Annotated in this window: 25 protein-coding genes and 2 pseudogenes; 15 read left to right on the forward strand and 12 right to left on the reverse strand. The window is 68.2% G+C overall.

The window, feature by feature from the left end:
- The first annotated feature begins 1 nt into the window (after position 1).
- From DQP58_RS09155 to DQP58_RS09170, 4 genes are all read left to right on the forward strand, one after another.
- Positions 2-313 carry a hypothetical protein gene (locus tag DQP58_RS09155; RefSeq protein WP_066868448.1) on the forward strand — a complete coding sequence of 104 codons (312 nt, stop codon included), beginning with the start codon at positions 2-4 and terminating at the stop codon, positions 311-313.
- A 7-nt stretch (positions 314-320) separates the two neighbouring features.
- On the forward strand, positions 321-1232 hold the full coding sequence (locus DQP58_RS09160; RefSeq protein ID WP_112708100.1) for a crotonase/enoyl-CoA hydratase family protein: 912 nt from the start codon (positions 321-323) through the stop codon (positions 1230-1232).
- Positions 1233-1311: 79 nt separating this feature from the next.
- Positions 1312-1827: a DUF5078 domain-containing protein gene (locus DQP58_RS09165; RefSeq protein WP_112708101.1), complete on the forward strand. Its 516-nt coding sequence runs from the start codon at positions 1312-1314 to the stop codon at positions 1825-1827.
- Between the two features lie 172 nt (positions 1828-1999).
- A complete protein-coding gene (locus DQP58_RS09170) occupies positions 2000-2353 on the forward strand; it encodes a hypothetical protein (RefSeq protein WP_112708102.1) in 354 nt (117 codons plus the stop codon).
- A 40-nt stretch (positions 2354-2393) separates the two neighbouring features.
- Here the strand turns inward: DQP58_RS09170 and DQP58_RS09175 are convergent, their stop codons facing one another.
- The 3 genes from DQP58_RS09175 to DQP58_RS09185 all read right to left on the reverse strand — a co-directional run bounded on the left by DQP58_RS09175 (position 2394) and on the right by DQP58_RS09185 (position 6628).
- Positions 2394-5324, reverse strand: a complete 2931-nt coding sequence (locus DQP58_RS09175; protein ID WP_112708103.1) for an RND family transporter — start codon at positions 5322-5324, stop codon at positions 2394-2396.
- The gene (locus DQP58_RS09180; protein ID WP_112708104.1) at positions 5321-5869 is read right to left on the reverse strand and encodes an MmpS family transport accessory protein; all 549 of its coding nucleotides are present in this window, start codon (positions 5867-5869) and stop codon (positions 5321-5323) included. Before DQP58_RS09180 ends, DQP58_RS09175 begins: the two co-directional genes overlap by 4 nt.
- Positions 5870-5941: 72 nt before the next feature.
- Positions 5942-6628, reverse strand: coding sequence for a TetR family transcriptional regulator (locus tag DQP58_RS09185; protein ID WP_112708105.1), 687 nt, complete (start codon positions 6626-6628; stop codon positions 5942-5944).
- Between the two features lie 111 nt (positions 6629-6739).
- On the opposite strand from DQP58_RS09185, the gene DQP58_RS09190 reads away from it, so the two are divergent.
- A complete protein-coding gene (locus DQP58_RS09190) occupies positions 6740-8473 on the forward strand; it encodes a cytochrome c biogenesis protein DipZ (protein ID WP_112708106.1) in 1734 nt (577 codons plus the stop codon).
- A 9-nt stretch (positions 8474-8482) separates the two neighbouring features.
- Here the strand turns inward: DQP58_RS09190 and DQP58_RS09195 are convergent, their stop codons facing one another.
- Genes DQP58_RS09195 through DQP58_RS09205 form a run of 3 tightly spaced genes read right to left on the reverse strand, consistent with a single transcriptional unit; the run spans position 8483 to position 10248 of the window.
- The gene (locus DQP58_RS09195) at positions 8483-9337 is read right to left on the reverse strand and encodes a hypothetical protein (protein ID WP_112708107.1); all 855 of its coding nucleotides are present in this window, start codon (positions 9335-9337) and stop codon (positions 8483-8485) included.
- Positions 9338-9347: 10 nt separating this feature from the next.
- Positions 9348-9866, reverse strand: coding sequence for a mycothiol transferase (locus tag DQP58_RS09200; protein ID WP_112708108.1), 519 nt, complete (start codon positions 9864-9866; stop codon positions 9348-9350).
- Between the two features lie 10 nt (positions 9867-9876).
- The gene (locus DQP58_RS09205) at positions 9877-10248 is read right to left on the reverse strand and encodes a VOC family protein (RefSeq protein WP_112708109.1); all 372 of its coding nucleotides are present in this window, start codon (positions 10246-10248) and stop codon (positions 9877-9879) included.
- 47 nt (positions 10249-10295) lie between these two features.
- On the opposite strand from DQP58_RS09205, the gene DQP58_RS09210 reads away from it, so the two are divergent.
- From DQP58_RS09210 to DQP58_RS09225, 4 genes and pseudogenes are all read left to right on the forward strand, one after another.
- On the forward strand, positions 10296-12026 hold the full coding sequence (locus DQP58_RS09210; RefSeq protein WP_112708110.1) for an N-acyl-D-amino-acid deacylase family protein: 1731 nt from the start codon (positions 10296-10298) through the stop codon (positions 12024-12026).
- A 39-nt stretch (positions 12027-12065) separates the two neighbouring features.
- Positions 12066-12578, forward strand: a pseudogene (locus tag DQP58_RS09215) (PPE family protein); the annotation flags it as partial.
- 162 nt (positions 12579-12740) lie between these two features.
- The gene (locus DQP58_RS09220) at positions 12741-13139 is read left to right on the forward strand and encodes a pyridoxamine 5'-phosphate oxidase family protein (protein WP_112708111.1); all 399 of its coding nucleotides are present in this window, start codon (positions 12741-12743) and stop codon (positions 13137-13139) included.
- A gap of 18 nt (positions 13140-13157) precedes the next feature.
- Positions 13158-13709, forward strand: a complete 552-nt coding sequence (locus DQP58_RS09225) for a carboxymuconolactone decarboxylase family protein (RefSeq protein WP_112708112.1) — start codon at positions 13158-13160, stop codon at positions 13707-13709.
- 41 nt (positions 13710-13750) lie between these two features.
- Here DQP58_RS09225 and DQP58_RS09230 read toward each other — a convergent pair whose 3' ends face one another.
- The 3 genes from DQP58_RS09230 to DQP58_RS09240 all read right to left on the reverse strand — a co-directional run bounded on the left by DQP58_RS09230 (position 13751) and on the right by DQP58_RS09240 (position 17144).
- Entirely contained in the window at positions 13751-14575 is an 825-nt protein-coding gene (locus DQP58_RS09230; protein ID WP_112708113.1) for an SDR family NAD(P)-dependent oxidoreductase, read from the reverse strand.
- A 155-nt stretch (positions 14576-14730) separates the two neighbouring features.
- Entirely contained in the window at positions 14731-16356 is a 1626-nt protein-coding gene (gene groL / locus DQP58_RS09235) for a chaperonin GroEL (RefSeq protein WP_007768358.1), read from the reverse strand.
- Positions 16357-16577: 221 nt separating this feature from the next.
- On the reverse strand, positions 16578-17144 hold the full coding sequence (locus DQP58_RS09240; RefSeq protein WP_112708114.1) for a TetR/AcrR family transcriptional regulator: 567 nt from the start codon (positions 17142-17144) through the stop codon (positions 16578-16580).
- Positions 17145-17247: 103 nt separating this feature from the next.
- On the opposite strand from DQP58_RS09240, the gene DQP58_RS09245 reads away from it, so the two are divergent.
- A complete protein-coding gene (locus DQP58_RS09245; RefSeq protein ID WP_112708115.1) occupies positions 17248-18162 on the forward strand; it encodes an SDR family NAD(P)-dependent oxidoreductase in 915 nt (304 codons plus the stop codon).
- Positions 18163-18175: 13 nt separating this feature from the next.
- Here the strand turns inward: DQP58_RS09245 and DQP58_RS09250 are convergent, their stop codons facing one another.
- Positions 18176-18874: a M24 family metallopeptidase gene (locus DQP58_RS09250; protein WP_112708116.1), complete on the reverse strand. Its 699-nt coding sequence runs from the start codon at positions 18872-18874 to the stop codon at positions 18176-18178.
- 29 nt (positions 18875-18903) lie between these two features.
- On the opposite strand from DQP58_RS09250, the gene DQP58_RS09255 reads away from it, so the two are divergent.
- Complete coding sequence (locus tag DQP58_RS09255; protein ID WP_112708117.1) at positions 18904-19398, forward strand: cupin domain-containing protein; 495 nt, start codon at positions 18904-18906, stop codon at positions 19396-19398.
- A 379-nt stretch (positions 19399-19777) separates the two neighbouring features.
- On the opposite strand, the gene DQP58_RS09260 is transcribed toward DQP58_RS09255, so the two are convergent.
- On the reverse strand, positions 19778-20386 hold the full coding sequence (locus DQP58_RS09260) for a TetR family transcriptional regulator (protein ID WP_165827833.1): 609 nt from the start codon (positions 20384-20386) through the stop codon (positions 19778-19780).
- A 54-nt stretch (positions 20387-20440) separates the two neighbouring features.
- On the opposite strand from DQP58_RS09260, the gene DQP58_RS09265 reads away from it, so the two are divergent.
- The 3 genes from DQP58_RS09265 (at position 20441) to moeA (ending at position 23852) form a co-directional block, all read left to right on the forward strand.
- Complete coding sequence (locus DQP58_RS09265) at positions 20441-21550, forward strand: alpha/beta hydrolase family protein (RefSeq protein ID WP_240629687.1); 1110 nt, start codon at positions 20441-20443, stop codon at positions 21548-21550.
- Between the two features lie 137 nt (positions 21551-21687).
- Positions 21688-22626: an SDR family NAD(P)-dependent oxidoreductase gene (locus DQP58_RS09270; protein ID WP_112708119.1), complete on the forward strand. Its 939-nt coding sequence runs from the start codon at positions 21688-21690 to the stop codon at positions 22624-22626.
- A gap of 20 nt (positions 22627-22646) precedes the next feature.
- Complete coding sequence (gene moeA, locus DQP58_RS09275) at positions 22647-23852, forward strand: molybdopterin molybdotransferase MoeA (RefSeq protein ID WP_112708120.1); 1206 nt, start codon at positions 22647-22649, stop codon at positions 23850-23852.
- A gap of 5 nt (positions 23853-23857) precedes the next feature.
- Here the strand turns inward: moeA and DQP58_RS09280 are convergent, their stop codons facing one another.
- A complete protein-coding gene (locus DQP58_RS09280) occupies positions 23858-25069 on the reverse strand; it encodes an MFS transporter (protein ID WP_112708121.1) in 1212 nt (403 codons plus the stop codon).
- A 65-nt stretch (positions 25070-25134) separates the two neighbouring features.
- Here DQP58_RS09280 and DQP58_RS27460 point away from each other — a divergent pair.
- A pseudogene (locus DQP58_RS27460) lies at positions 25135-25242 on the forward strand (phosphatidylserine decarboxylase family protein); the annotation flags it as partial.

The raw sequence follows: 25242 nt of genomic DNA on the forward strand, positions 1-25242 counted from the left end.
CGTGTCCGCGATCCAACGCATCGAACTCACCCTGCTGGCGACGGGATTGATCTTCATCCTGGCCTCGGCGGCACAGGCGCGCTATCGCTTCGTCAAGCACCGTCGCGCCGGCCGGCGATTCTACTGGGCGACCGCGGCCATCGGCATTGTCTGCTTTGCGGTCGGGACCGGGCAACTCTGGCCGAACGGCGTGCTCGCGGCGGCGGTGTTTTCCGCCATCGTCGCCTTCTCGGCCTACCTCACCACGCCGTACCTGAAGATCGGCGGGCGAATCTACGCGTCCTCGCCGGAGAACCGTCAGCCCGACCCATAAGGACGCCATGCCGATCCGTGACTTCGAGACGCTGCTGTACAGGACGGCCGGCCCGGTGGCCACCATCACGCTGAACCGCCCGGACCAGCTCAACACGATCGTGCCGCCGATGCCCGACGAGATCGAGGCCGCGATCGGGCTGGCCGAGCGCGACCAAGGCATCAAGGTCATCGTGCTGCGCGGTGCGGGCCGGGCGTTCTCCGGCGGCTACGACTTCGGCGGCGGCTTCCAGCACTGGGGCGAGGCCATGATGACCGACGGGAAATGGGATCCGGGCAAGGATTTCGCGATGGTCAGCGCCCGCGAGACCGGCCCGACTCAGAAGTTCATGGCCATCTGGCGGGCGTCCAAGCCGGTGATCGCCCAGGTGCACGGCTGGTGCGTGGGCGGGGCCAGCGACTACGCGCTGTGCGCCGACCTCGTCATCGCCAGCGAGGACGCGGTGATCGGCACACCCTACAGCCGGATGTGGGGGGCGTATCTGACCGGGATGTGGCTCTACCGGCTCAGCCTGGCCAAGGCCAAGTGGCACTCGCTGACCGGCCGGCCGCTCACCGGCGTGCAGGCCGCGGAGATCGAGTTGATCAACGAGGCGGTGCCGTTCGAGCGGCTGGAGGCCCGCGTCGCCGAGATCGCCGCCGAGCTTTCGCAGATCCCGTTGTCGCAGCTGCAGGCCCAGAAGCTGATCGTCAACCAGGCCTACGAGAACATGGGGCTGGCGTCCACCCAGACGCTCGGCGGCATTCTCGACGGCCTGATGCGCAACACCCCCGACGCGCTGGCCTTCATCAAGACCGCCGAGGCCGACGGCGTGCGCGCGGCGATCGAGCGCCGCGACGGCCCGTTCGGCGACTACAGCCAGGCCCCGCCGGAGCTGCGGCCCGATCCAGAGCACGTCATCGTCCCTGATCGCGACTGATACTGAGATGCACTAGCCAAATCCTGGCAGTGAGCTGGGAAATGTTCCGGACGGGCCAAAAAGTGCTACCGTAACAGCTATGTCTCGGCTGAGTGCTGGCCTGCGTGCAGGCGCCGCGTTCCTTGCTCTGGGTATTACCGCTGCGATCTTTCCGTCGACCGCGGTAGCCGATTCCACGGAGGACTTCCCGGTCCCCCGCCGGATGATCAACACGACGTGTGACGCCGAGCAGATTCTGGCGGCCGCCCGCGACACCAGCCCGGTGTACTACCAGCGGTACATGATCGACTTCGATAACCACCCGAACGTCCAGCAGGCGACCATCGACAAGGCGCACTGGTTCTACTCGCTGTCACCGCAGGACCGCCGCAACTACTCCGAGAACTTCTATGCGCCGGTGTCCGACCCGCTGTGGGTGGCCTGGCCCAACCACATGAAGATCTTCTGGAACAACAAGGGCGTGGTGGCCAAGGCCACCGACATCTGCAACCAGTACCCGCCCGGCGACATGTCGGTCTGGGACTGGGCCGAGCCCACTGGTCCGCCTGGGTGGCCCGGGCCCGTCAAGGGTCGGGTCGACCCCCCACAAGGCTAGGGTCGGTCGAGTAAACCGGTGACGGCGCCCGGAACGGATCGTCGTCCGGCGCGTCGTCTCTTTGAGGCCTGTATCAGCACGGCCTCGACGTTGTTCGTCCCCCGATCGGGGGACATGACAATCACCCGTTGACCGGATGGTGCGTTGCGCGCCGCCGCGGGATAGTCGTGCCATGCACAGCACAGACGCTCAGCCACCCCGGGGCGGGTCCCATCGCGACGACGTCGCCGACATCCTGGCGCAGCTCGATTGGCACGACCTCACCTGTCAGGCCGACGGCGGCTGCACCAGCCGCGCCACCCACGTCGTGCACCGCCACGCCGTGGACGGCTGCAACCGGCCCGGCGCGGACCCGCTCGGCAACATCGTCGGCATCGTGTGCACCTGCTGCCTGCGCGACCTGCAGATCGAGGTGCTGCGGCAGGTGGACCAGATCAGGTCCAGCCCGCACGCCTACTGCCTGACCTGCGGCGTACCGGTACGCCAGCTCAGTCACGCCTTGCGCGTGACCCAGCTCCGTCAGTAGCGCGGTCGTCGCGAGACCGGTCGGTGTGCGCGCGTGAAGATCAGCGCGGTTGGACCACTCCGCCCGGTGGGTGCTCGTCGACGTCGTTGAGGATCAACTCGCGCACGGCGGGACGCGGTCCGTACGGTCGCAGCATGGTGCTGGCCGGCCGCGGACGCACGTGCTGCGGCCACCAGAACCAGCGCCCGAGCAGGGTGGCCAGCGACGGGGTCATGAACGACCGCACGATCAAGGTGTCGAAGAGCAGACCCAGCGCGATCGTCGTACCCACCTGGGCCATCACCAGCAGCGGGCTGAACATGAACGTGGCCATGGTCGCGGCGAAGACCAGACCGGCGGAGGTCACCACCGAGCCCGAACCGGCCATTGCGCGGATCGTCCCCGTCTTGAGCCCGGCGTGGATTTCCTCTTTGAACCGCGATATCAGCAGCAGGTTGTAGTCCGAGCCGACCGCCAGCAGCAGGATGACCGCCATCGCCAGCACCATCCAGTGCAACTTCATGCCCAGGATGTACTGCCACAAGAGCACGGAGAGTCCGAATGAGGCGCCCAGCGACAGCAACACGGTACCGACGATCACGAAGGCCGCCACGACGCTTCGGGTGATCACCAGCATGATGATGAAAATCAAAGTGGCCGCGGCGATTCCGGCGATCATCAGGTCGATGTTGGAGCCGTCGTGCATGTCCTTGTACGTCGCGGCGGTGCCGCCGAGGTAGACCTTGGCGCCTTCCCAGGGAGTGCCCTTGATCGCCTCGTGCACGGCCTGCTTGATCGGTTCGATGTGGTTGATGCCTTCAGGAGTCGCCGGGTCGCCTTCATGGGAGATGATCAGCCGGACGGCGTGCCCGTTCGGCGAGATGAACTGTTTGAGACCTCGCGCGAAATCCGGGCTCTTGAACGCCTCCGGCGGGAGGTAGAACGTATCGTCGTTTTTCGCTTTGTCGAAGGCGTCGCCCTGCGCGGTGGCGTTGTCGGACTGCGCTCTCGCCTGTTCGTTAAGGCCCTGCGTGATCGCATAGTTCGACATGATGGTGTCGAGGTTGCGCTGCTGGCTCTCGATCTGCGGCGGTATCAGCGCGACCAGTTTCGGCTGAATCTTGTCCAGCTTGTCCAGGTTCGCGCTGAGGTTCACGATGTTCTCAGCCACCTGGTCGATGCCGTCGAGCGCGTTGAAGACCGACCGGAGTGCCCAGCAGACCGGGATGTCGTAACAGTGCTTCTCCCAGTAGAAGTAGCTACGTATCGGCCGGAGGAAGTCGTCGAAGTTGGCGATGTCGTCGCGCAACCTCTCGGTGATCTGCACGGTTTCCTTGGTGAGCCTGGTGGTTTCGTGCGTCGTGTTGCTGAGATCCTGGGTCACCTGCATCTGCTCATGCAGTGTTGCCATCGTCTTGTGCAGCTCGTCGGCTTGCTTGAGCAGGTTTGCCGCCTGCTCGTCCTGATAGTGCTGGGTCTGGATTCGCCCTGCGGCCTGCGCACCCATCTGGAAACCGAGGGTGCTGTGGTCGAGTGGCGTGCCCAACGGCCGGGTGATGGTCTGCACCCGACCGATACCGGGGATGTGGAAGACCGCCTTGGCGACCTTGTCCAGGACGATGAAGTCGGCCGGATTACGCAGGTCGTGATCGGTCTCGATCATCAACAGCTCAGGATTGAGCCGAGCCTGGTCGAAGTGCCGGTCCGCGGCGGCATAACCGACATTGGCCGGGGTGTCCGCCGGCAGGAAGTGGCGGTTGTCGTAGTCGGTCTTGTAACCGGGCAGGGCGAGCAGTCCAACCAGCGCGATCGCGACGGTCACCGCGAGAACCGGTGCGGGCCAGCGGACTACCGCGGTGCCCATGCGACGCCAGCCCCGGGTCTGCAGCGTGCGCTTCGGATCCATGAGCTTGAAGAACGACGCAACCGTCAGTATTGCCGGAGCCAGCGTCAAAGCCGCCAACACGGCGACCAACATGCCGACCGCGCAAGGAACCCCCAGCGACTGGAAGTACGGCAGCCGGCAAAAGCTCAGGCAGTACATCGCGCCGGCGATGGTCAGGCCCGATCCCAGCACGACATGCGCGGTGCTGTGGAACATGGTGTAGAACGCTTGTTCGCGGGTCTCGCCCAGCCCGCGGGCCTCGTGATAGCGGCCGACCACGAAGATCGCGTAGTCCGTCCCGGCGGCGATCGCCATCAGCACCAGCATGTTGTTGGCGAACGTCGACAGCCCCATGACGCCGTAGTTACCGAGCGTCGCGACGACACCGCGGGCCGCTGCCAGCTCGATGAACACCATGGCCAGCATGATCAGGACGATGCTGATCGACCGGTAGACGAACAGCAGCATCACGATGATCACCAGGAAGGTGACGAGCGTGACCTTCGCGACGCCCTTCTCACCCGCGTGGGACTGATCGGCGAACAGCGGGCCCGCGCCGGTGACGTAGGCCTTGATTCCCGGCGGCGCGGGCACCGAGTCCACGATCTTGCGGACGGCCGCGGCGGACTCGTTCGCCAGCCCGCCCCCCATGTTGCCGGCGAGGTAAACCTGGACGTACGCGGCCTTTTGATCGTGGCTCTGGGAACCCGCCGCCGTCAGCGGATCACTCCAGAAATCCTGGACGTGCTGAACGTGCTTCTTGTCCTGCTCGACGCGCCTGACGATCTCGTCGTAGTAGCGGTGCGCTTCGGCCCCGAGTGGCTTGTCGCCCTCCAGCAAGATCATGGCCGAGTTGTCGGAGTTGAACTCTTTGAACGTCGATCCGACCTTCATCATCGACTGAAAGGACGCCGCGTCGGTGGGACTCATCGACACCGAGTGGGTTTTGGCGACGACCTCCAGCTGCGGGGCCACGGTGTTGGTGACGAACACGATGCCCAACCACACCAGGACGATCGGCAGCGCCAGCCGGTGGATCATCCGCGGCAGGAACGGCGGGATCAGCGGCTGGTCGACGCGCGGCGGAACCTCGGCTGGTTCGCTCATGCTGACTTGTCCAGGCAATAGACGAAGGCGTTGACGGTTTGGTTGGGATCTGAGCGATTCGGAGTCTTGATGACGTCACCACTCCCGTCGTGCTTGTTCACCACGAATTGGCAGGCGATCCAACTGCCGTCTCCTTGCGCCACCAGGTTTGCCGGGATACCGGGCTTCGTTGAACTCAATACTTTGCTCCAGGGCAACGGCACGTTGAGGGCCTGCTGTGGGTGGGAGTTTTCGTCGAGGTAGTTGATGGTTGCCGTGCTGCCCGGTGGGCCCCAGACCTGGAGCGTGATCGTCTTGGCGTTGAACTCGTCGAGCACCTCGCCCGAGGTGCCGCCACCGAACGAACCGCGGTGGACGCCGAAGACGCCGTGCAATCGGTACACGACGAATCCCGACAGCGCGACGACAGCCGCGATCGTGAGCACCAGCCAGAAACGCGCCAAAAACCCCTTTTTCCTAGGGCGCTGCGGAGCGGCCATTTCGCCCTCCCTGTCGGCGGAGCCCTGCTTCTTCAGCGGCTCGGTCCTTGGCTCAGTCGTCGTCATGGACGCTCCAAGTCCTTCCCGTTCACCGGTTGTAGTTCGCCAAGCCACAGCCCCCCGGCCTCCTCTCTGCGTTCATTGCGATCCCGAGATGAGCCCGACGCACGTAGCCGTCAGCAGGCGGGTCAGCGCGGACGCGAAGTCCAGATTCCATTCGGGGGGAACCACTTCCGGCTCCTCGGCGTAGGCGTCGGTGAGCCGTTCCGGCGGGTTCGCGACCTGCCACAGCGTGGCCGCCAACGAGTACGCGGCCAGCAGGATGTCGAGCGACCCCGATCGCCCGAGTTCGGGCAGCGCGCTCTCGATGGAATCGGCGAGCGAGAGCGTGGCGGCGGTACTGATGCGCTTGACCTCGATGACCCGTTCGGCGTCCACCTCGTGTTCGAGGTGCAGGTGCAGGTTGGCCAGCAGGTCACAGAACAGCGGGTCGTCGGCCAGGGCTTCGGCCAGCGTCTCGGCGATGCGCGAGGGCGACTTCGCGCCCGGCTCGGCCAGCTTCTCGGACACGATGTTCGACCATCGCACCCAACCCTCGGCGGACAGGTGCAGCAGAACTTCTTTGTGCGAGGTGAAGTAGCGGCGCACCGCCGAATAGTGAATTCCGGCACGGCTGGCGACCGCGGTCAGGGTGACCGACGCGACGCCCGTTTCCATCGCCAGCGAGCGTGCGGCTTCCACGAGGGCCTCCGCACGTTGGCGCTTCTTTTCCTCCGTGCGGGCGCGCTGGAATGTTAGTTGCGCCACCGGCTGAGCGTAACGCACGTTGTGTGATTTGCATAACGCACGTCATGTGATTTGTAGCGCGGTCACAGCCGGGCGCCGAAACAGGTAAAGGTGTAGCCATGCTCATCACCCGGCGTCCCGAATAAGCACGTGCAGACCATCGCCCTGATCGGGTTCCTCGGCGGCCTGATCACCGGTATCTCGCCGTGCATCCTGCCGGTCCTTCCGGTGGTGCTCTTGTCCGGCATGGACAGCGGACGCGCCCGCGGCGTGAGTTCCGCCGCGCGGCCGTACCTGGTGATCGCGGGCCTGGTATGCAGCTTCAGCCTGGCCACGTTGATCGGTTCCGCGCTGCTGACGGCGCTGCACCTGCCGCAGGACGCGATCCGGTGGGCCGCCTTGGTGGTGCTGGTGCTGATCGGCGTGGGGCTGATCTTCCCGCCGGTGCAGCACCTGCTCGAGCGCCCGTTCGTATACTTTCCGCAACGCCAAATCGGCTCTGGCGCAGACGGTTTCGGGTTGGGCCTGACGCTGGGCGCGCTGTATGTACCGTGCGCGGGCCCGGTGCTGGCCGCCATTGTGGTGGCCGGCGGCACCTCGTCGATCGGTCCCGGTGCGCTGGTGCTGACGGCGACCTTCGCCATCGGCACCGCGTTGCCGTTACTGGCCTTCGCACTGGCCGGGCGGCGCGTCGCCGAACGCGTGGCCGCGTTCCGCCGTCGGCAGCGCGCGATTCAGGTCGCCGGCGGGATAGCGATGATCGTGCTGGCGGTGGCGCTGGTGTTCAACCTGCCGGCGATGCTGCAGCGCGCCGTGCCCGACTACACGACGGCCATGCAGAACAGGTTGGGCGCCAACGACATCGAGCGCAGCCTGGGCCCTGCCCCCGCGCAGCGGTCGACTCAGGGCGGGCTGCAGCTGAGCCGGCCCGGCACCACCATCGACGGCGCGCTGAGCGACTGCTCGAGCGGCTCCGCCGACCTACAGCAGTGCGGACCGGCCCCCGCGCTCACCGGCCTCACCGGGTGGCTCAACACCCCGGACGGCAAGCCGCTGGACCCCGCATCGGTGCGCGGCAAGGTGATCCTGATCGACTTCTGGGCCTACTCGTGCATCAACTGCCAGCGCGCCATCCCGCATGTGATCGATTGGTACAACCGGTATCGCGACAACGGACTCCTCGTCATCGGGGTGCACACCCCCGAGTACGCCTTCGAGCGGGTGCCCGCCAATGTGGCCAGCGGCGCCGCCGACCTGCACATCACCTATCCCATCGCGCTGGACAACGACTACGCGACGTGGAACAACTTCGGAAACCTGTACTGGCCCGCCGAGTATCTGATCGACGCGAACGGGCAAGTGCGGCATACCAAATTCGGCGAGGGTGACTACAACGGCACCGAAAAGCTGATCCGCACGCTACTGGTCGACGCCCATCCCGGCGCCCGGTTGCCCGCACCGTCCAGTTCCGCCGACAAGACTCCGCAGACCAGGCTCACACCCGAGACCTACCTCGGTGTCGGTAAGTCCGGAAACTACGGCGGCACCGGGGATTACAGGCAGGGCGCCGCAACGCTGAACTACCCGCCGAACCTGGCCGACGACAAGTTCGCCCTGCGCGGCCGGTGGACGCTGGACGACCAGGGGGCCACCGCCTACGGCGACGACTCGGCCGTCCGACTGAACTACTCCGCGAAGGACGTCTACGCCGTCGTCGGCGGGACCGGCACCCTCACCGTGACCCGGGACGGCAAGACCACCACGACACCGATCGGCGGAGCGCCCACGTTGCACCGGATCGTCGCCGACGACGCCGCGCATCGCGATCAGCTGGACATGCACGTCAGCAAGGGCCTGCAGGTGTTTTCGTTCACGTTCGGCTAGCCGGCGCGCTCACGACTTCCTGGCGAGGCCGCCCAGCATGGCAACGATCACGCCGAGCGCGACCAGGGCGGCGCCGGCGAGCAGCGTGACGTTGAGCCATTGGTGCATTCCGGCTTCGGCGTGCCCGGCCATCACCTCGGCTACCACCCGGACGTTGCCGGTGGTGTGGTTGAGCGCGCCGTTGAGGTAACCGCCGGCAACCTCGATGCCGGCCCACCCGGCCGCGCCGACGAGCAGCGCCGAGACGCCCAGACTGCTCAGCGCCTTGCCGCGGCGGCGCGCGGTGGCCAGCGTGAGCACCGCGCAGACACCGCACAGCGCCGCCGCACCGACGCTCACCCACGGGCCCCAGGTGGCCAGCGGACTCAGCCGTCCCTGCCGCATCGACTTCGGTACCGAAACAGTAAGTGGGACAGTCAGTTTCGCGGGGACCGTCACGTTGTGGCGGCGCAGCAGCGGCTGGATCGAGGGGTCCTTGAGCATCGGCGCCACGTCGACCGCCCACTGGTTGCCGTTCTCGGCGACCGCCGGGTCGCTGAACAGCCAGCCGTGCACCGAACGGTTCGCCTGGGCGAACAGCGGCGGGAATGCCGGGCCGGCGGTGAAGTCGCCGGCCGCCTGGCGCACCTCGGAAGTATCGAGCGGGTAGCGGCCCCCACCATGCTCGGCGGCCAGAGTCGTTGCCCGAGCGGTTAATTCGTCCGCCATGGCGGACTGCAGAGCCGGGTCGGTCGCCGCGCGCTGCGCCAGCGCGGCGTAGCCGTCGGCGTCAACGACGTGCAGCTGCGTCCACGCCGCGGGGATCGCCATTGCCAACGTGAGCGTGGTGATGAGCCACAACAACACGGTCGCCGCGAATCGCACGCCTGCGAATCTACGCAATCCCCCGCACGTAGGCGGCCTGCCCCAGGTGCTGGGCGCAGTCGTCGATGATGCTCACCAACCGCGCGCTGGCGGTGACCGGCGGATCCCAGTTGGTGTCCACGACGCGGGCCAGCTCCTGCGCGCTCACCCCGGCGACGTACTCGAGGGTGAACTTGTGCACCGCGTGGTAGTAGCCGGAAAGCAGGTCCGCGGGCGCCTTCACCTTGGCCACGTCGTCGGGCCCGTGCCCGTAGCCGGTGTCGTTGCGCGGCAGGTCCAGTCCGAACCGGTCCACCCAGCCGTCGCGGAACCACACCTGCTCCACGCCGGCGACGTCGGCGAGCTGGAGGTCCTGAATGCGCGCGCTGTGCCACAACAGCCACGCGATGCTGTTGGCGCCCGGGGCCGGCCGGTAACCGGACACCTCGTCAGTCAGCGCCTCGGTGATCTCGTCGACGTGTTCGATCAGCCGAGTGAACGCGTCGCGCAGGAGCTCTTGCAAAACGGCGGCATCGTCGGTGCGGGCCATGTTCGCGACACTACGGGAGGATCCCGTGAAAGACCGCTTCGACGTTGTTGCCGTCGGGATCGCGCACGAAGGCCCCGAAGTATCCGGGGTGGTATTCCGGCCAGAGCCGGGGCGCGTGCAGCGGCTCGGCGCCCAACTCGACGGCCACCTCGTAGAAGGCGCGCACGGCGTGCTCGTCGGCCGCCTCGAAAGCGAGGTGGACTTCCCGATTCGGTCCGGCGAGCTCGCCCGAGATCCAGAACGCCGGCTTGCCCGCCCGCCCGTACCCGATGGCGCGACCGACATCCAGCTGCCGGGAGTACCCCAGCGTCCCCAGCACCGCGTCGTAGAACCGCTGAGATTTGGCGTAGTCGGCGCAGTTGATTCCCACGTGATCGATCACGGGGACGATCCTGGCACGAGCCACCGCAACGGTCGTAGATTGTTTGGATGACTTACGACCTCATCATCCGCAACGGCACCATCGTCGACGGGCTGGGCGGTGAGCCGTACGTCGGCGACGTGGCGGTGCGCGACGGCGTCATCGCGGCCGTCGGCAACGTCAACGGCGAGGCCGCGGCGCGCGAGATCGACGCCACCGGCCTGCTAATCACGCCCGGCTTCGTCGACCTGCACACCCACTACGACGGCCAGTCCATCTGGTCGGAACGCCTGACCCCGTCGTCCGCGCACGGCGTGACGACGGTGGTGATGGGCAACTGTGGGGTGGGCTTCGCGCCCTGCCGCCAGTCCGACCACGACGTGCTCGTCGACGTGATGGCCGGTGTGGAAGACATTCCCGGCGTCGTCATGACCGACGGCCTGCCGTGGACGTGGGAGACGTTCCCCGAATACCTGGACGCGCTCGAGTCGGGCAGGCGGGACATCGACGTGGCGGCGTATCTGCCGCACTCGCCGCTGCGGGTGTACGTGATGGGCCAGCGCGGGGCCGACCGCGAGCCGGCCACCGCAGACGACCTGGCCAGGATGCGGGAGCTGGCCAAGGAGGCGATCGAGGTCGGCGCGCTGGGCTTCGCGTCGTCGCGGCTGACCATCCACAAGACCGAAAGCGGTTCGCCCATACCGAGTTACGAGGCCGCCCGCGAGGAGATCGAGGAGATCGCCCGCGGTGTCGTGGACGGCGGCGGCGGGCTGCTGCAGTTCGTCCCGGACATCCCGTCGGGCGGCTATCAGCCGGTCTTGCAGACGGTGTTCGACGTCGCCGAGGACGTCGGGCTGCCGGTCACCTTCACCCTCGTCGTCGCCAACTCCGGCGACCCGTCCTGGCCGGATGCCATCACGATGATCGAGAAGGCCAATGCTGCCGGCGGTGACGTCACGGCGCAGCTGCTGCCCCGCCCGATCGGCTTGATCATCGGCCTGCAGCTGACGGCCAACCCGTTCGTGCTCTACCCCAGCTACCGCGAGATCGCGCACCTGCCGCTGGCCGAGCGGGTCGCCGAGATGCGCAAGCCCGAGGTCCGTGCCCGCATCCTGGCCGACAAGCCCGGCCAGGGACACCCGATCCTGTACGTGGCCCAGATGTGGGACTGGATCTTCCCGTTGGGCGACACCCCCGACTACGAGCCCGACCCGTCCACCAGCATCGGCGCCCGCGCCCGCGCCCGCGGTGTGGACCCGATGGAGGAGGCCTACGACCGGCTGCTCGACGACGACGGCCGGGCCATGCTGTTGGTCGCGACCAGCAACCTGCAGAACAACTCGCTGGACACGGTCGGCGAACTGCTGCACCGCGACGACGTGGTGCTCGGTCTCGGCGACGGCGGGGCGCACTACGGGATGATCTGCGACGCCAGTTACTCCACCTACTTCCTGACGCACTGGGCACGCGACCGCAAGGCCGGACGGTTCACGGTGCCTGAGGCGGTCCGCGAGCTCACGTCAGTGCCGGCCCGCGTCGCCGGCCTGGGTGATCGCGGCCGAATCGCGGTGGGCTACAAGGCCGATCTCAACGTCATCGACCACGCCGCCCTGCGGCTGCACAAGCCGGTAATCAGCTACGACCTGCCCGCCGGGGGGCGGCGCCTGGACCAGACCGCCGAGGGGTATGTCGCCACGATCGTGACCGGGCAAGTGATCGCCGAAAACGGCGTTCCCACCGACGCCCGCCCAGGCAAGTTGGTCCGTGGGCGCCAGCCCGTCCCCGTAGCCTCGCGATAACGCCACCAAAAGTGGCATATACCAGCTAAGTTGGGTTCCGTGACGAACCCGCATTTTGCGTGGTTGCCGCCAGAAGTCAACTCGGCACTAATTTTCTCCGGTCCAGGTCCCGGGCCGCTGCTTGCTGCCGCGGCGGCGTGGGACGGGCTGGCCGGGGAGTTGGCATCGTCGGCATCGTCATTTTCTTCGGTGACGTCAGATCTCGCCAGCGGGTCGTGGCAGGGCGCGTCGTCGACGGCCATGATGTCGGTCGCCAGCCAATACGTGAGCTGGCTGTCCGCGGCGGCCGCGCAGGCCGAAGAGGTGTCACACCAGGCCTCGGCCATCGCGACCGCGTTCGAGGTGGCGCTGGCGGCCACCGTGCAACCGGCCGTCGTCGCGGCCAACCGCGCCCTGGTGCGCGCGCTGGCGGCAAACAACCACCTGGGTCAGAACACCGCGGCCATCGCCGACATCGAGGCCGCCTACGAGCAGATGTGGGCCTCCGACGTCGCGGCGATGTTCGGCTACCACGCCGACGCGTCGGCGGCCGTGGCCAAGCTGCCGCCCTGGAATCAGGTGTTGCAGAACCTCGGCTTCTCCAACACCAGCACCGCCGTCACGCGCCCGGCCAGCTCCGGTGCCGTTGCCCGCGGCTACACCTCGCGCATCGCCGGATTCCTGCGGCCCTCGGCGCCGCAGTAGCGCGGCACCTCGCGCCTATCCTGGAAGGTCATGCGCACCAAGAAGAAGGTCGACCTCAAGGCGCTGGCCGATGCGCTGGTCGACTACCCCTACGCGTACCTGATCACGGTCGACGACGACTACCGCGTGCACACCGTGACGGTCGAGCCGCGGCTCGATGGGGCCAATCTCGACGTCGGACTCATCGGCGGCCGGACCCGCAACAACCTCGCCCAGCGCGCCGACGTCACCTTGTTGTGGCCGCCCGGCGAGCCGGGCGGCTACTCGCTGATCGTCGATGGCAGCGCCGAGGTGACCGACGCCAGCGCGGAGACCGCCCGCCTGACCGTGGTTCCCACCCGCGCGCTGCTGCACCGCGACGCCGAGTCGGCGGACGCGGCCAAGGGCTGCCTGCACGACTGCGTGGTGTTCTCGCTGCCATCGACCTAGCGGCCGTACAGTCGCATCGTGAGCCGCGTCGCACCGCTCGCTCCGCCGTGGAGCGAAGAAGATGCCACTGGCATCAACAGCTGGGGTCACCCCGACCGCACCTACGAGCCGCTGCTTTTGGTGCGTTGCCTGCAGCGCCATCCGACGCTGGCCGCCCGGCTGCGCAAGCTCGGCGAATCCCTTTATGTCGCAGCACTTTTGCCGGGTCGCACGCGGACCATCGCCATTTTGCGGATCTGCGCGCTGGTCGGCTGCGCATACGAGTGGGGCGGGCAGGCGGCGTTCTGGGGCCCGATCGCCGGTGTCAGCGACGACGAGTGTGACGCACTGGTCACCGGCGGCCCGGACGACCCGCGGTGGAGCGTTGCGGAGCGCACGCTGATCGAGGCGGTGGACGAACTCGAGCGCACCGGCTCGTGGTCGGAGGAGACGTGGACCGCGCTGGGCCGCGAACTCGACGACGAGCAACGCATCGAATTGCTCACGGCCGTCGGCTGGTATCGCACGATCTGCACGCTTTGCAACGCGCTCGCGCTGCCGGTGGAGGGCTGGATGCGGCCCTGGCCCTGAGTCCGATTGCGGCGACCCGGCTTCCCCGCGCGCGATCGCCGCTAGCTCGCAGAGCCGTCCCTACGCAGGCTGGGATGTTGGTTCTTCAATAGCGGCAACAACACCCGCCGCGGCATGAACTGGAACAGGCGGGTGCTGATCTGGCTTGGCAAGCCCGGGATCACCGTTCCGCGGTCGTGGTCGAGCGCGTCGACTCCGGCGCGCGCCACCTCACGCGACGGTTTCCACATGAACTTCGGGAAGGCATCGGCGAAGTCTTGCTCGTCCATGCCGGCGCTCTTGACGAACTCGGTGCGCACCGGCCCCGGGCACAGCAGCGCGACGGTGACGCCGGTGCCGGCGAGTTCACCGCGCAGCCCCTGGGTGTAGTTGTTGACGAACGCCTTGGTGGCCGCGTAGCCGACCTGCCCCGGAAACGGTTGGTAGCCGGCGGTGGATCCGATGTTGAGGATGGCGCCGCGACCACGCGGCACCATCTGCTGGACCGCGCGGGTGCTCAGGTCGATGACGGCCTCGACGTTGACCCGCACCTGGGCGATCTCGGCGTCAACGGGCGTCTTGGTCACCGACCCCATGGTGCCGATGCCGGCGTTGTTGACCAGGATGTCGACGGTCAGGCCGCGGCGGCCGACCTCGTCGAGAAGGCCGCCGCGGGCGGCGGAATCGGCGACGTCGCAGGCGATCACCTCGACGCGCACCGCGCCGGCGAGCTCGTCGGCCAGCTCGCGCAGCCGGTCCTCCCGGCGGGCGACCAGCGTCACGCCGTGCCCGCGGTCGGCCAGTTCGCGCGCGATGTCGGCGCCGATGCCCGACGATGCCCCGGTCACGACGGCGGTGCTCTCGGGGGAGGGAGTCGGTAGGGCCACGCGTTCACCTTAAGCCGCCGAACGTCACGCTGGCGTGACGGTCGGTGTCGAGCGTCACGCTGGCTTGACACTCGGCGAAGGTCGGCCTCACGACGCACACGAAAAAGCCCGGCCCCTTGTGGGGGCCGGGCTTTCCCGTGCTTGAGTCGTCGGACTTAGAAGTCCATGCCGCCCATGCCACCGGTCGGGTCGCCCGCGGGTGCGGCCGCCTTCTCCGGCTTGTCGGCGACGACGGCCTCGGTGGTGAGGAACAGGCCCGCGATGGACGCCGCGTTCTGCAGCGCCGAACGGGTTACCTTCACCGGGTCGGCGACGCCGGCCTTGAGCAGGTCCTCGTACTCACCGGTCGCGGCGTTCAGGCCGGTACCGGCGGGCGAGTTGCGGACCTTCTCGGCCACAACGCCGGGCTCCAGACCACCGTTGAAGGCGATCTGCTTCAGCGGAGCCTCGAGCGCCACGCGGACGATGTTGGCGCCGGTCGCCTCGTCACCGGTGAGCTTCAGCTCGTCCAGCGACGGGGTCGCGTGCAGCAGGGCCACGCCACCACCGGCGACGATGCCCTCCTCGACGGCGGCCTTGGCGTTGCGGACCGCGTCCTCGATGCGGTGCTTGCGCTCCTTGAGCTCGACCTCGGTCGCGGCTCCGGCCTTGATCACTGCAACACCGCCGGCCAGCTTGGCCAGGCGCTCCTGCAGCTTCTCGCGGTCGTAGTCCGAGTCGCTGTTCTCGATCTCGCTGCGGATCTGGGCCACCCGGCCGGCGATGGCGTCGGAGTCACCGGCGCCCTCGACGATGGTGGTCTCGTCCTTGGTGACGACGACCTTGCGGGCCTTACCCAGCAGGGCGACGTCGGCGCTCTCCAGCGACAGGCCGACCTCTTCGCTGATGACCTGACCACCGGTGAGGATGGCCATGTCCTGCAGCATCGCCTTGCGGCGGTCACCGAAGCCGGGAGCCTTGACGGCCACCGACTTGAAGGTGCCGCGGATCTTGTTGACGACCAGGGTGCTCAGCGCCTCGCCCTCGACGTCCTCGGCGATGATCAGCAGCGGCTTGCCGGCCTGGATGACCTTCTCCAGCAGGGGCAGCAGGTCCTTGACGGTCGAAACCTTGGAGCTGACCAGCAGGATGAAGGGGTCCTCGAGGACGGCTTCCTGACGCTCGGCGTCGGTGACGAAGTAGCCCGAGATGTAGCCCTTGTCGAACCGCATGCCCTCGGTGAGCTCGAGCTGCAGGCCGAAGGTGTTGGACTCCTCGACGGTGATGACGCCCTCGTTGCCGACCTTGTCCATCGCCTCGGCGATCAGGTCGCCGATCGACTGGTCGCCCGCGGAGATGGCCGCGGTGGCAGCGATCTGGTCCTTGGTCTCGACCTCTTTGGCCGACTTGAGCAGGGTCTCGGTGACCTTCTCGACGGCCTTCTCGATGCCCCGCTTCAGACCCAGCGGGTTGGCGCCGGCCGCGACGTTGCGCAGGCCCTCGCGGACCAACGCCTGGGCCAGCACCGTGGCCGTCGTCGTGCCGTCACCGGCGACGTCGTCGGTCTTCTTGGCGACTTCCTTGACCAGCTCGGCGCCGATCTTCTCGTAGGGGTCCTCCAGCTCGATCTCCTTGGCGATGGACACACCATCGTTGGTGATCGTGGGGGCGCCCCACTTCTTCTCCAGGACGACGTTGCGGCCCTTGGGACCCAACGTCACCTTTACCGCGTCGGCGAGGGCGTTCAGCCCACGCTCGAGGCCGCGACGGGCCTCCTCGTCGTACGCAATTGTCTTGGCCATTGCGAAGTGATTCCTCCGAAACTATGGGGTGACACTCAGGGCGACCGCTTGTCGGGTCGCCCCATCAACGCTGTGGCCGGGTGCAGTGCCCGCGACGGACGGCTAGGTGTCTTCCGCTTGTAGCGGCCCTGGCCTCACCGTCCCGACCTAGCACTCGCTGGTCGCGAGTGCCAACGTCATTCTTAGCACTCGCCCATGTCGAGTGCAAGAAGTGGTCAGTGCTATCGCCCAGCGCGTAAACCGTCGACGACGACGCCGGTAACCCGCTCGGCCAACGCCGAGTTGTATGCCTCCATCGCCTGGCACCCGACCATGATCGTCTTCACTTCGCGGACCCCGATGTCCTGGCGCGCGGTGCCCGCGCGCTGAGCGGCCCGCAGCAGCTCGTCGAGCATGGCCAAAAAGGCGTCCTCGGCGGCGGGGGCGGCGGTGGCGACGTCGATGCCGAGCCCGGCCAGCGCGTCGGCCAGACCGCGGTCGGTCGCCCCCCACTGCAACACCATCGAGCGCACGAAGGCGAAGAGCGCCTCCCCGGGCCCTTCGGAATGCAACAGGGCGCGCCCGTCGTCGACCAGGCGCTGCATCCGGTCCGCGATGACCGCCTGAAACAGCGCTTCCTTGGTCGGGAAGTGGCGGTAGACGGTGCCGGCCCCGACGCCCGCCCGCCGCGCGATCTCGTCGATGGGCACCGAAAGGCCCTCGGCCGCGAAGGTGTCGTAGGCGACTTCCAGCACGCGGGCGCGGTTGCGCGCCGCATCGGCGCGCAACCGGCGTCCGGGCTGTGCCATCTGTTCACCATCGATCGGTTGACAAAACGGGGCGTGCGTTCCGTATAGTCGGATCCAACCGGAGCGCTCGCCCCGCTTACTCTACAAGTTCAAGGAGCCTCTCATGGCCAAGTGGACCACCACGGACATTCCCGACCAGACCGGACGGGTCGCCGTCATCACCGGGGCCAACACCGGCCTGGGCTACGAAACCGCCCTGGCACTGGCCGACCGGGGCGCCCACGTGGTGCTGGCGGTGCGCAACCTGGACAAGGGCAAGGACGCGGCCGGCCGCATCACCGCCGCGAGCCCGCATGCCGACGTCGCACTCCAGGAGCTCGACCTGACGTCGCTGCAGTCCGTCCGGGCCGCGGCCGAGCAGTTGCGAGCCGCGCACGACCGCATCGACCTGCTGATCAACAACGCGGGCGTGATGTACACGCCGAAGTCGACCACCAAGGACGGCTTCGAGCTGCAGTTCGGCACCAACCACCTGGGCCACTTCGCCTTCACCGGCCTGCTGCTGGACCGGCTGCTGCCGGTGGCCGGCTCCCGGATCGTCACGGTCAGCAGCGTGGGCCACCGCATCCTCGCCGACATCCACTTCGACGATCTGCAGTGGGAGCGCCGCTACAACCGGGTCGCCGCCTACGGGCAGGCCAAGCTCGCCAACCTACTCTTCACCTACGAACTGCAGCGACGGCTCGCCCCGCACGGCACGACGATCGCCGCCGCCGCCCACCCCGGCATGTCGGACACCGAGTTGATGCGCAACATGCCCGGCCCGCTGGTCGTCGCCTTCGAGCGGATCGCCCCGCTGGTAGCCCAGAACCCGGCCATGGGTGCGCTGCCCACCTTGCGCGCGGCCACCGACCCGGCGGTGCTCGGTGGCCAGTACTACGGGCCCGACGGCCTCGGCCAGACCCGCGGCTATCCCACGATCGTCAGCTCCAGCGCCAAGTCGCACGACGCCGAGCGGCAGCGCCGGCTGTGGGCGGTGTCCGAGGAGCTCACCGGGGTGGTCTATCCCCTGGACTAGGGCTGCCGGCCAACTAGCCCAGATCGAGCAGCTGCTCGTAAAAGCCGCCGAAACCGCGCTGGCGATCGACGAGGTGGATCTCGAGGATCCAGTGACAGAGGCGCCCGCGCGGATCGGTGCGGCGCATCGGCTTGTTCGATCCGGGCATGACGTACCACTGGACACCCCGACCGGCGATCTTCTTGTGCGGGAATTCGCCGATCAGATGGCCCGCGATGTGGCTGCCCCACTCGAAGCCCTCGGCGCGGGCCACGCCGACTACGTAGTCGAACAGCTCGGCGCCGGTGATCTCGGGGTTGCTCGCGAAGTGGTCGCGGCCGGCCCGCCACACCCGCGGCAGGGCGTCGCGTACGGCGATCTTAAGCGGGTCGTCGCCGAGCACGAACGTCCGCCCGAAATCGGCCTCCCACTCCTCGAAGATCGGCCCCAGGTCCAGGAAGACGATGTCGTCGTCGACGATCACCCGGTCCGGCGGGCGTTCGTGGAACGGCTGCAGCGTGTTCTCCCCGGCCCGCACGATCCGCCGGTGCCAGTGCCGGGTGACCCCGAACATCTCCCCGGCGAGGTCGTGGATCTGGTCGGAGAGTTCCTTTTCGGCCAGCCCGGGACGGATCATGGCCCGCCGCTCGATCTCGTCGAACAGTTGCCCGGCCTTGTCTTCGGCGTCCAGCAGCCGTTGCACGCGAACATCTTCGGCGCTCGATCCCTTCACACCGGCGATGCTATGCGCACACTGGAGCCATGTCCCCCGTCGTGCCGCCGTATCCGCCAGCCCGCTACACCAAGGACGAACCGGAGGTCAGCGCCTGGCTCAAGCGGGCCGATCAGCCGCCCGACTACGAGACCTCCGGCGTCAAGTACCACTATTTGGCCAACCAGCAGGACACCGCCGGCGATTACGGGCTCTACCGGGTCGACATCGCCCCGGCCGGCGGCGGCCCGCCGGCGCATTTCCACCGCGCCATGTCCGAGGCGTTCTTCGTCCTGTCCGGGACGATGAAGCTCTACGACGGCACCGAGTGGACGGACGGCCACCAAGGCGACTTCCTCTACGTGCCACCCGGGGGCGTCCACGGTTTTCGCAACGAGGCGGACGAACCGGCCTCGATTCTGATGTTGTTCGCCCCCGGCGCGCCGCGCGAGGCGTACTTCGAAGGCTTTGCGGCTTTGGCGGATATGACCGACGACGAGCGCCGGGAATGGTTCATCCGGCACGATAATTTCTGGGTGCAGTAAACCCTTGTGTTAACGCGAAATTTGTTCTCCCGTAAGGTTTCTGATGGCGGCGCGGGCCACGGGACCGATGGGCGTAGGGTGTGGCCGTGCGAACAGGGAAGCCGTCGAAGCGGGCCGCGGCCTGGATGCGGCAACGGATCGATTGGTCGATGAGCGCGCCGGTGATGATCAGCCTGCGGGTCAAACGCCCAAAACCCCGCAGCACACCGGACTTTCGGCCGCGCCCACCAGCGCCTGTCGCCGTGCTGACACGCGGCGCCCGGGTCAGCGGTTATCAACGGGGCGGGCGAGGTTTGCGTGATCGCGCCCGGGCGCGCCTGTCGCTCGCACCGCCCGTGATGACTCGGCGGCCCCGCGTACCGCGCACGCCGGGCCGGCGCTACGTCGCGCCCGTCAGGTCGCCGTCGACGTAGCGCTGCAGGTTGGGCGTGATCGCCGCGAGCATTTCCTCGTTCGTCATCGACGCGAGCGGCTCGATCTTCCAGACGTAGCGCATCAGCGCCAGGCCGATCGTCTGCGACGCGATCAGGCCGCTGCGGACAAGGCGCTCGTCTTCGTCGACGCCAAGCTGTGCGACGCCCATCAGGCTGCCGGCGACGACGCGTCGTAGCTTTTCGCGGGTGGTCGGTTCGTGCGCCGCGGTCTGCAGGATGGCGTGCAACGTCGGCCCGATCTCCTCGTCGTCCCAGCTGGCCAGCATCAGCTCGAGCACGGCGGCGCCAAGTTGTTCGACCGGCGTGGCCCAGACCTTGGCGACGTCGTCGAGCCACTTCTGCGGCGGGTTCGTCGCCGCGTCGAGCAACTTCTCCTTGGACCCGAAGTAGTGGTAGACCAGCGCGGGATCGACGTCCGCGGCCCGGGCGATCGCGCGGATGGTGGTGCCGGCCCAGCCGTGTTCGGCGAACTCGACGCGGGCCGCGGCCACGATCCGCGCGGCCAGCACGCCGCGCTCATCGCGCGGGCCGGGCGTGGTCGACCTTTTCGGCATGAGTTTCATCGTAGCGTGAATTTCCCCTTGCGTTGAGACTAGTTTCACCGTAGCGTGAGACTAGTCTCAACGGGCCGTGAAAATGAGGAGCTGGCCACCATGTACACCTACGGCATCGACGCGTCGGCCATGTTCGACGACCGCACCGATCAGTTCGCGAAGTTCGGGATCCCGCGCAAAGACATCGAGCGGGTCCGGGCGGCCGTCGACGACATGTGGGCCGATGCGCCCGGCGGCTGGGTCTATGAATGGTCGCTGCTGGCAAGCGAATACGCCGAGCGGGGGGAACACCGGATGGCGTCGCTGGTCTACGGGTGCGCAAAGTTTCCCTGCCTCACCGACGCGGCGCGGGCTAAAGCGATGCAGCACCAGCTCGAGCAATTCCAGTTGGCGACCGGCGATTTCCCGGTGCACTTCGAACGGCGCATCCTCACCGTTGCCTGCCGCGACGGGTCCGTCGAGGTGCCGGTGCACCTGTATTCGGCCGACGGCGACTACGCCATCCGTCCGGTGCTGATCGCCAGCGGCGGCGTGGACACCTGGAAGATGGACATCCACCCGTGGTGGGTCGCATTCACCCAGGGCGCGGGCGTGACCACCATGGCCTTCGACCATCCCGGGACGGGCGAAACCGCGATCCCGCTCGACCAACACGCCGACGAAGTGATCCGCGGGCTCGCCGGCCACGCCCGGACGCTGGGCGACGGCCGGGTCGCGCACTTCGGCGCGTCGTTCGGTGGCAACTTCGCCGCGATGTCGGGGCTCTCCGGAATCGTCGATGCCGCAATCGATCTCGGCGGTCCCGTGGTCGCCGCATTCGGTCCCGACAATCTCGCGAAGCTGCCCTACGGCATGCACGACATCCTGGGCAACGCGATGCACTGGGACCACTCCCCCACCCTCGATCAGCTCAGTGCCGGAATGGAACGCCTGAATCGCGCGGATCTGCTTGCCCAGCAAACTAATTCGGCGATGTTGGTGATCAACGGCGCCGACGACTATTTCGTCCCGCAGTCCGACACCCTGGACTTCCGGGGCCGCCGCGACACCGAGGTGCACCTGGTCGAGGGCACCGGCCACGTCGCGATGAGCAAGGCGCCCGAGGTGGTGCCGAAGATCGTCGCCTGGCTGCGCCGCCAGATGGGATCGGCCCCGACGGCCTGACAAACCCGCGCGACTTGGGAATCCGACGGAAATCGCTGTCGGTATAACGGTTTTTCATCGCAGGCCCGCGGCCATAACCGTCGAATGCCCGTCGCCCGACACGACGCCGTCGACCGTCGATGAGTATGTTTTGGGCCATGGCTTCCAACGACAAAGAGAACCGCAACTGGTCGGAGGGCGACGTCCCGGATCAAAGCGGCCGCGTCGTCGTCGTCACCGGCGCCAACACCGGCATCGGGTATGAGGCGGCCGCCGTGCTGGCCTATCGCGGCGCCCACGTCGTGCTGGCGGTGCGCAACCTCGAGAAGGGCAACGCGGCGCTGTCGCGCATCGTCGCCGCCAGCCCGCGCGCAGACGTCACGCTGCAACAGCTGGACCTGACCTCGCTGGACGCGATCCGGTCGGCCGCCGACGCGCTGCGTGCGGCCTACCCCCGCATCGACCTGCTGATCAACAACGCGGGCGTGATGTGGACGCCCAAGCAGGTCACCCAGGACGGTTTCGAATTGCAATTCGGCACCAACCATCTGGGCCATTTCGCGTTGACCGGGTTGTTGCTGGAAAACCTGCTGGGGGTGCGGGATTCGCGGGTGGTGACGGTCAGCAGCCTCGGGCACCGGCTGCGGGCGGCGATCCACTTCGACGACCTGCAGTGGGAACACCGCTACGACCGGATCGGCGCGTACGGGCAGTCCAAGCTGGCCAATCTGCTGTTCACCTACGAGTTGCAGCGCCGACTGGCGACCAGCCCCGACGCGAAGACCGTCGCCGTCGCCGCGCATCCCGGCGGCTCCAACACCGAGCTGGCCCGCAACCTGCCGGGCGTCTTCCGGCCGGTGAAGGCCGTGCTGGGGCCGCTGCTGTTCCAGAGCCCGGCCATGGGCGCGTTGCCGACGTTGCGAGCCGCCACCGATCCGGCCGTTCAGGGCGGCCAGTACTACGGGCCGTCGGGATTCCTCGAGCAGCGGGGCCGGCCGAAACTGGTCGAGTCCAGCGCCCAGTCCCACGACGAGGAGCTGCAGCGCCGGCTGTGGGCCGTCTCCGAAGAACTCACCGGCGTCAGCTTCCCCGTCTGACCCGGGAGATAATGGCTCCGATGCGCTCAGTCGCCGAACATCAGCGGGTTGTCAGCGAATTGATTCGTGCCCGGCCGCCGGTCGCCGTCCCCCTCACCGAGGCCCAGGGCCTGGCGCTGGCCGAGGACGTGGTGGCGCAGCTCGCGCTGCCGGTCTTCGACAACTCCGCGATGGACGGCTACGCGGTGCACGCCGATGACACGTCGACGGCCACGCCCGAACACCCCGTGGTGCTGCCCGTCGCCGAGGACATTCCGGCCGGGCGCACCGACGAGCTGACGCTGCAGCCCGGCACGGCCCACCGGATCATGACGGGCGCGCCGCTGCCGGCCGGGGCGACGGCCGTCGTGCCGGTGGAGGACACCGACGGCGGCGTGGACGTCGTGTCGATCCGCGCGCCCCGCGAGGCGGGCAGGCACATCCGGCGCGCGGGCGAGGACGTCTCCCCCGGCACCACCGTCTTGCGCCAGGGCCAGCTCGTGACGCCGGCGGTGCTCGGCTTGGCGGCGGCGCTGGGCATCGCCGAGTTGCGGGTGATTCCGCGCCAGCGGGTGCTGGTGATCTCGACCGGATCGGAGTTGGTGACGCCCGGCACCGCGCTGCGGCCCGGGCAGATCTACGAGTCCAACTCGATCATGCTGGCCGGCGCCGTTCGGGATGCGGGCGCCGAGCTGGTCGCCGTGGCGACCGCGGAAGACGAAGTGGCCCAGTTCAGTTCGATCATCGACCGATACGCCGGTGACGCCGACCTGATCATCACCAGCGGCGGCGTCAGCGCCGGTGCCTACGAGGTGGTCAAGGACGCGTTCGGACGCGAGGGCGACCAGGGCGTGGAATTCGTCAAGGTCGCCATGCAGCCGGGCATGCCGCAAGGCGTGGGACGGGTGGCGGGCGCGACGATCGTCACGCTGCCCGGCAACCCGGTCAGCGCGCTGGTGTCCTTCGAGGTGTTCATCCGTCCGGCGCTGCGCAGGGCCATGGGCCTGCCGGATCCGGACCGTCCGCATCGCACCGCGGTGCTCGCCGAGGCGCTGACCTCGCCGCGCGGCAAGCGCCAATTCCGCCGCGCGGTGCTGGCCGACGACGCCGGCACGGTCACCAGCTACGGGCCGCCCGCCTCGCATCACCTGCGGTGGCTGGCGTCGGCGAACGGGCTGCTCGACATCCCCGAGGACGTCGTCGAGGTGCCCGAGGGGACCGAGCTGCAGGTCTGGGATCTGCGCTAGCGAGGTCAGGTCGCGGGTGTGGCCACGTGCCGATGGAACTCGTCGGCCTTGTCGAAAGCCGGGGTGCAGCGGATGGCGATGCCGACGATCGCCATCATCACCGGAATGGTGACCAGCGCCACCGACAGCCCCACCCGGCCGGACAGGTGCCCGATCAGCGGCGGCCCGAGCAGATATCCCAGCCACCCGGTGGCGGCCACGATGGCGATCGCCGATCCGGCGCCGCCCGCGCCGTAGGCCGCGCTGAACGCGGTCGGCACCAGCAGCGCAACGCCGGCGCCCAACGTCGCGAAACCGAGCACGCCGACCCAGGCGTTGGCGGTCGCCAGCGTCACGCTCATGCCCACGACGGCCACCAGCGCCAGCCCCGGCAGCAGCCGGCGACTGGGCACCCGCGCGTGCAGCCGCGGTGCGCCGAACCGGGTGGCGACCATCGCACAGGTGTAGCCGGCGTAGCTCACCGCGGCGACGCTCGGGCCGGCGCCGATGACGTTGCGCAGGTAGTTGGCCGACCAGTCGGTGGCGGCGCCTTCGCACAGGAACGAGGCGAACGACACGGCGGCCAGGATCGCCACGGTCGGCGTCATCCAGGCCCGGTCGCCTTCCGCATGGCCCGTCGGCGCCGCCGTCTCGGTCGCGTCGGGGATCAGGCGACGGGTCAGAGTTTCCACCACGATCAGCACCGCCAGCCCGAGCGCCGTCAGCTGGACGGTCAGGCCGACGCCCGCGCTGACGCAGACCGCGCCGATCACCGCCCCCGCCAGCGCCCCGACGCTCCACATGCCGTGGAAGCGCGCCATGATCGGGGCCCTGGCGAGCCGCTCGACCGTGCCGGCCTGGGTGTTCATCGCGACGTCCAGCGCCCCCTGGAACAGCCCCCACAGCGCCAGCGCCACGAACAGCGCGGCCGCGGACCGCGCCAGGCCCACGGTCGTGCCGGCCGCGGCGTAGCCGGCCACCGTGACCGGGATCAGCCGGTGGCTGCCCCAGCGGGGCAGCGCCCAGTGGCTGACCGCCGTGGCCACCACCGAGCCCAGCGGCGCGCCGAACAACGCCGTTCCGAGCGCAGCGTCGGACAGGCCGAGGCCAGCCTTGACGTGCGGAATGTGGGCGGCCCAGGACGAGAAGACCACGCCGTGTGCGATGAAGACGGCGGTGACCGCGACTTTCGCCCGGCGCACTCGTAGTGCCGTTCGATCGGCGCTGTGCGATTGCATGTCGAAGGTGGGCGTTCCCCCTGCGGGCGTCCACGAATCAGTCACGGGCTCCGTAAGATGGCCGCGTGGCACGCCGCCCCCGCACTGTCGGCCCCTCTGCTCAAGACCCGGGCTTCAGCCCCCAGCACGCGCTGGAACTGGTGCGTTCCGCGGTCCCACCGGTGCATCCGGCG

The sequence above is a fragment of the Mycobacterium colombiense genome, assembly GCF_003284975.1.
Taxonomy (GTDB): domain Bacteria; phylum Actinomycetota; class Actinomycetes; order Mycobacteriales; family Mycobacteriaceae; genus Mycobacterium; species Mycobacterium europaeum_A.

Coding starts and splice junctions, on each gene's coding strand:
- DQP58_RS09160 (WP_112708100.1), top strand. CDS start 321: ATGCCGATCCGTGACTTCGAGACGCTGCTGTACAGGACGGCCGGCCCG.
- DQP58_RS09165 (WP_112708101.1), top strand. CDS start 1,312: ATGTCTCGGCTGAGTGCTGGCCTGCGTGCAGGCGCCGCGTTCCTTGCT.
- DQP58_RS09170 (WP_112708102.1), top strand. CDS start 2,000: ATGCACAGCACAGACGCTCAGCCACCCCGGGGCGGGTCCCATCGCGAC.
- DQP58_RS09175 (WP_112708103.1), bottom strand. CDS start 5,324: ATGAGCGAACCAGCCGAGGTTCCGCCGCGCGTCGACCAGCCGCTGATC.
- DQP58_RS09180 (WP_112708104.1), bottom strand. CDS start 5,869: ATGACGACGACTGAGCCAAGGACCGAGCCGCTGAAGAAGCAGGGCTCC.
- DQP58_RS09200 (WP_112708108.1), bottom strand. CDS start 9,866: ATGGCCCGCACCGACGATGCCGCCGTTTTGCAAGAGCTCCTGCGCGAC.
- DQP58_RS09210 (WP_112708110.1), top strand. CDS start 10,296: ATGACTTACGACCTCATCATCCGCAACGGCACCATCGTCGACGGGCTG.
- DQP58_RS09220 (WP_112708111.1), top strand. CDS start 12,741: ATGCGCACCAAGAAGAAGGTCGACCTCAAGGCGCTGGCCGATGCGCTG.
- groL (WP_007768358.1), bottom strand. CDS start 16,356: ATGGCCAAGACAATTGCGTACGACGAGGAGGCCCGTCGCGGCCTCGAG.
- DQP58_RS09240 (WP_112708114.1), bottom strand. CDS start 17,144: ATGGCACAGCCCGGACGCCGGTTGCGCGCCGATGCGGCGCGCAACCGC.
- DQP58_RS09245 (WP_112708115.1), top strand. CDS start 17,248: ATGGCCAAGTGGACCACCACGGACATTCCCGACCAGACCGGACGGGTC.
- DQP58_RS09255 (WP_112708117.1), top strand. CDS start 18,904: ATGTCCCCCGTCGTGCCGCCGTATCCGCCAGCCCGCTACACCAAGGAC.
- DQP58_RS09260 (WP_165827833.1), bottom strand. CDS start 20,386: ATGCCGAAAAGGTCGACCACGCCCGGCCCGCGCGATGAGCGCGGCGTG.
- DQP58_RS09270 (WP_112708119.1), top strand. CDS start 21,688: ATGGCTTCCAACGACAAAGAGAACCGCAACTGGTCGGAGGGCGACGTC.
- moeA (WP_112708120.1), top strand. CDS start 22,647: ATGCGCTCAGTCGCCGAACATCAGCGGGTTGTCAGCGAATTGATTCGT.
- DQP58_RS09280 (WP_112708121.1), bottom strand. CDS start 25,069: ATGCAATCGCACAGCGCCGATCGAACGGCACTACGAGTGCGCCGGGCG.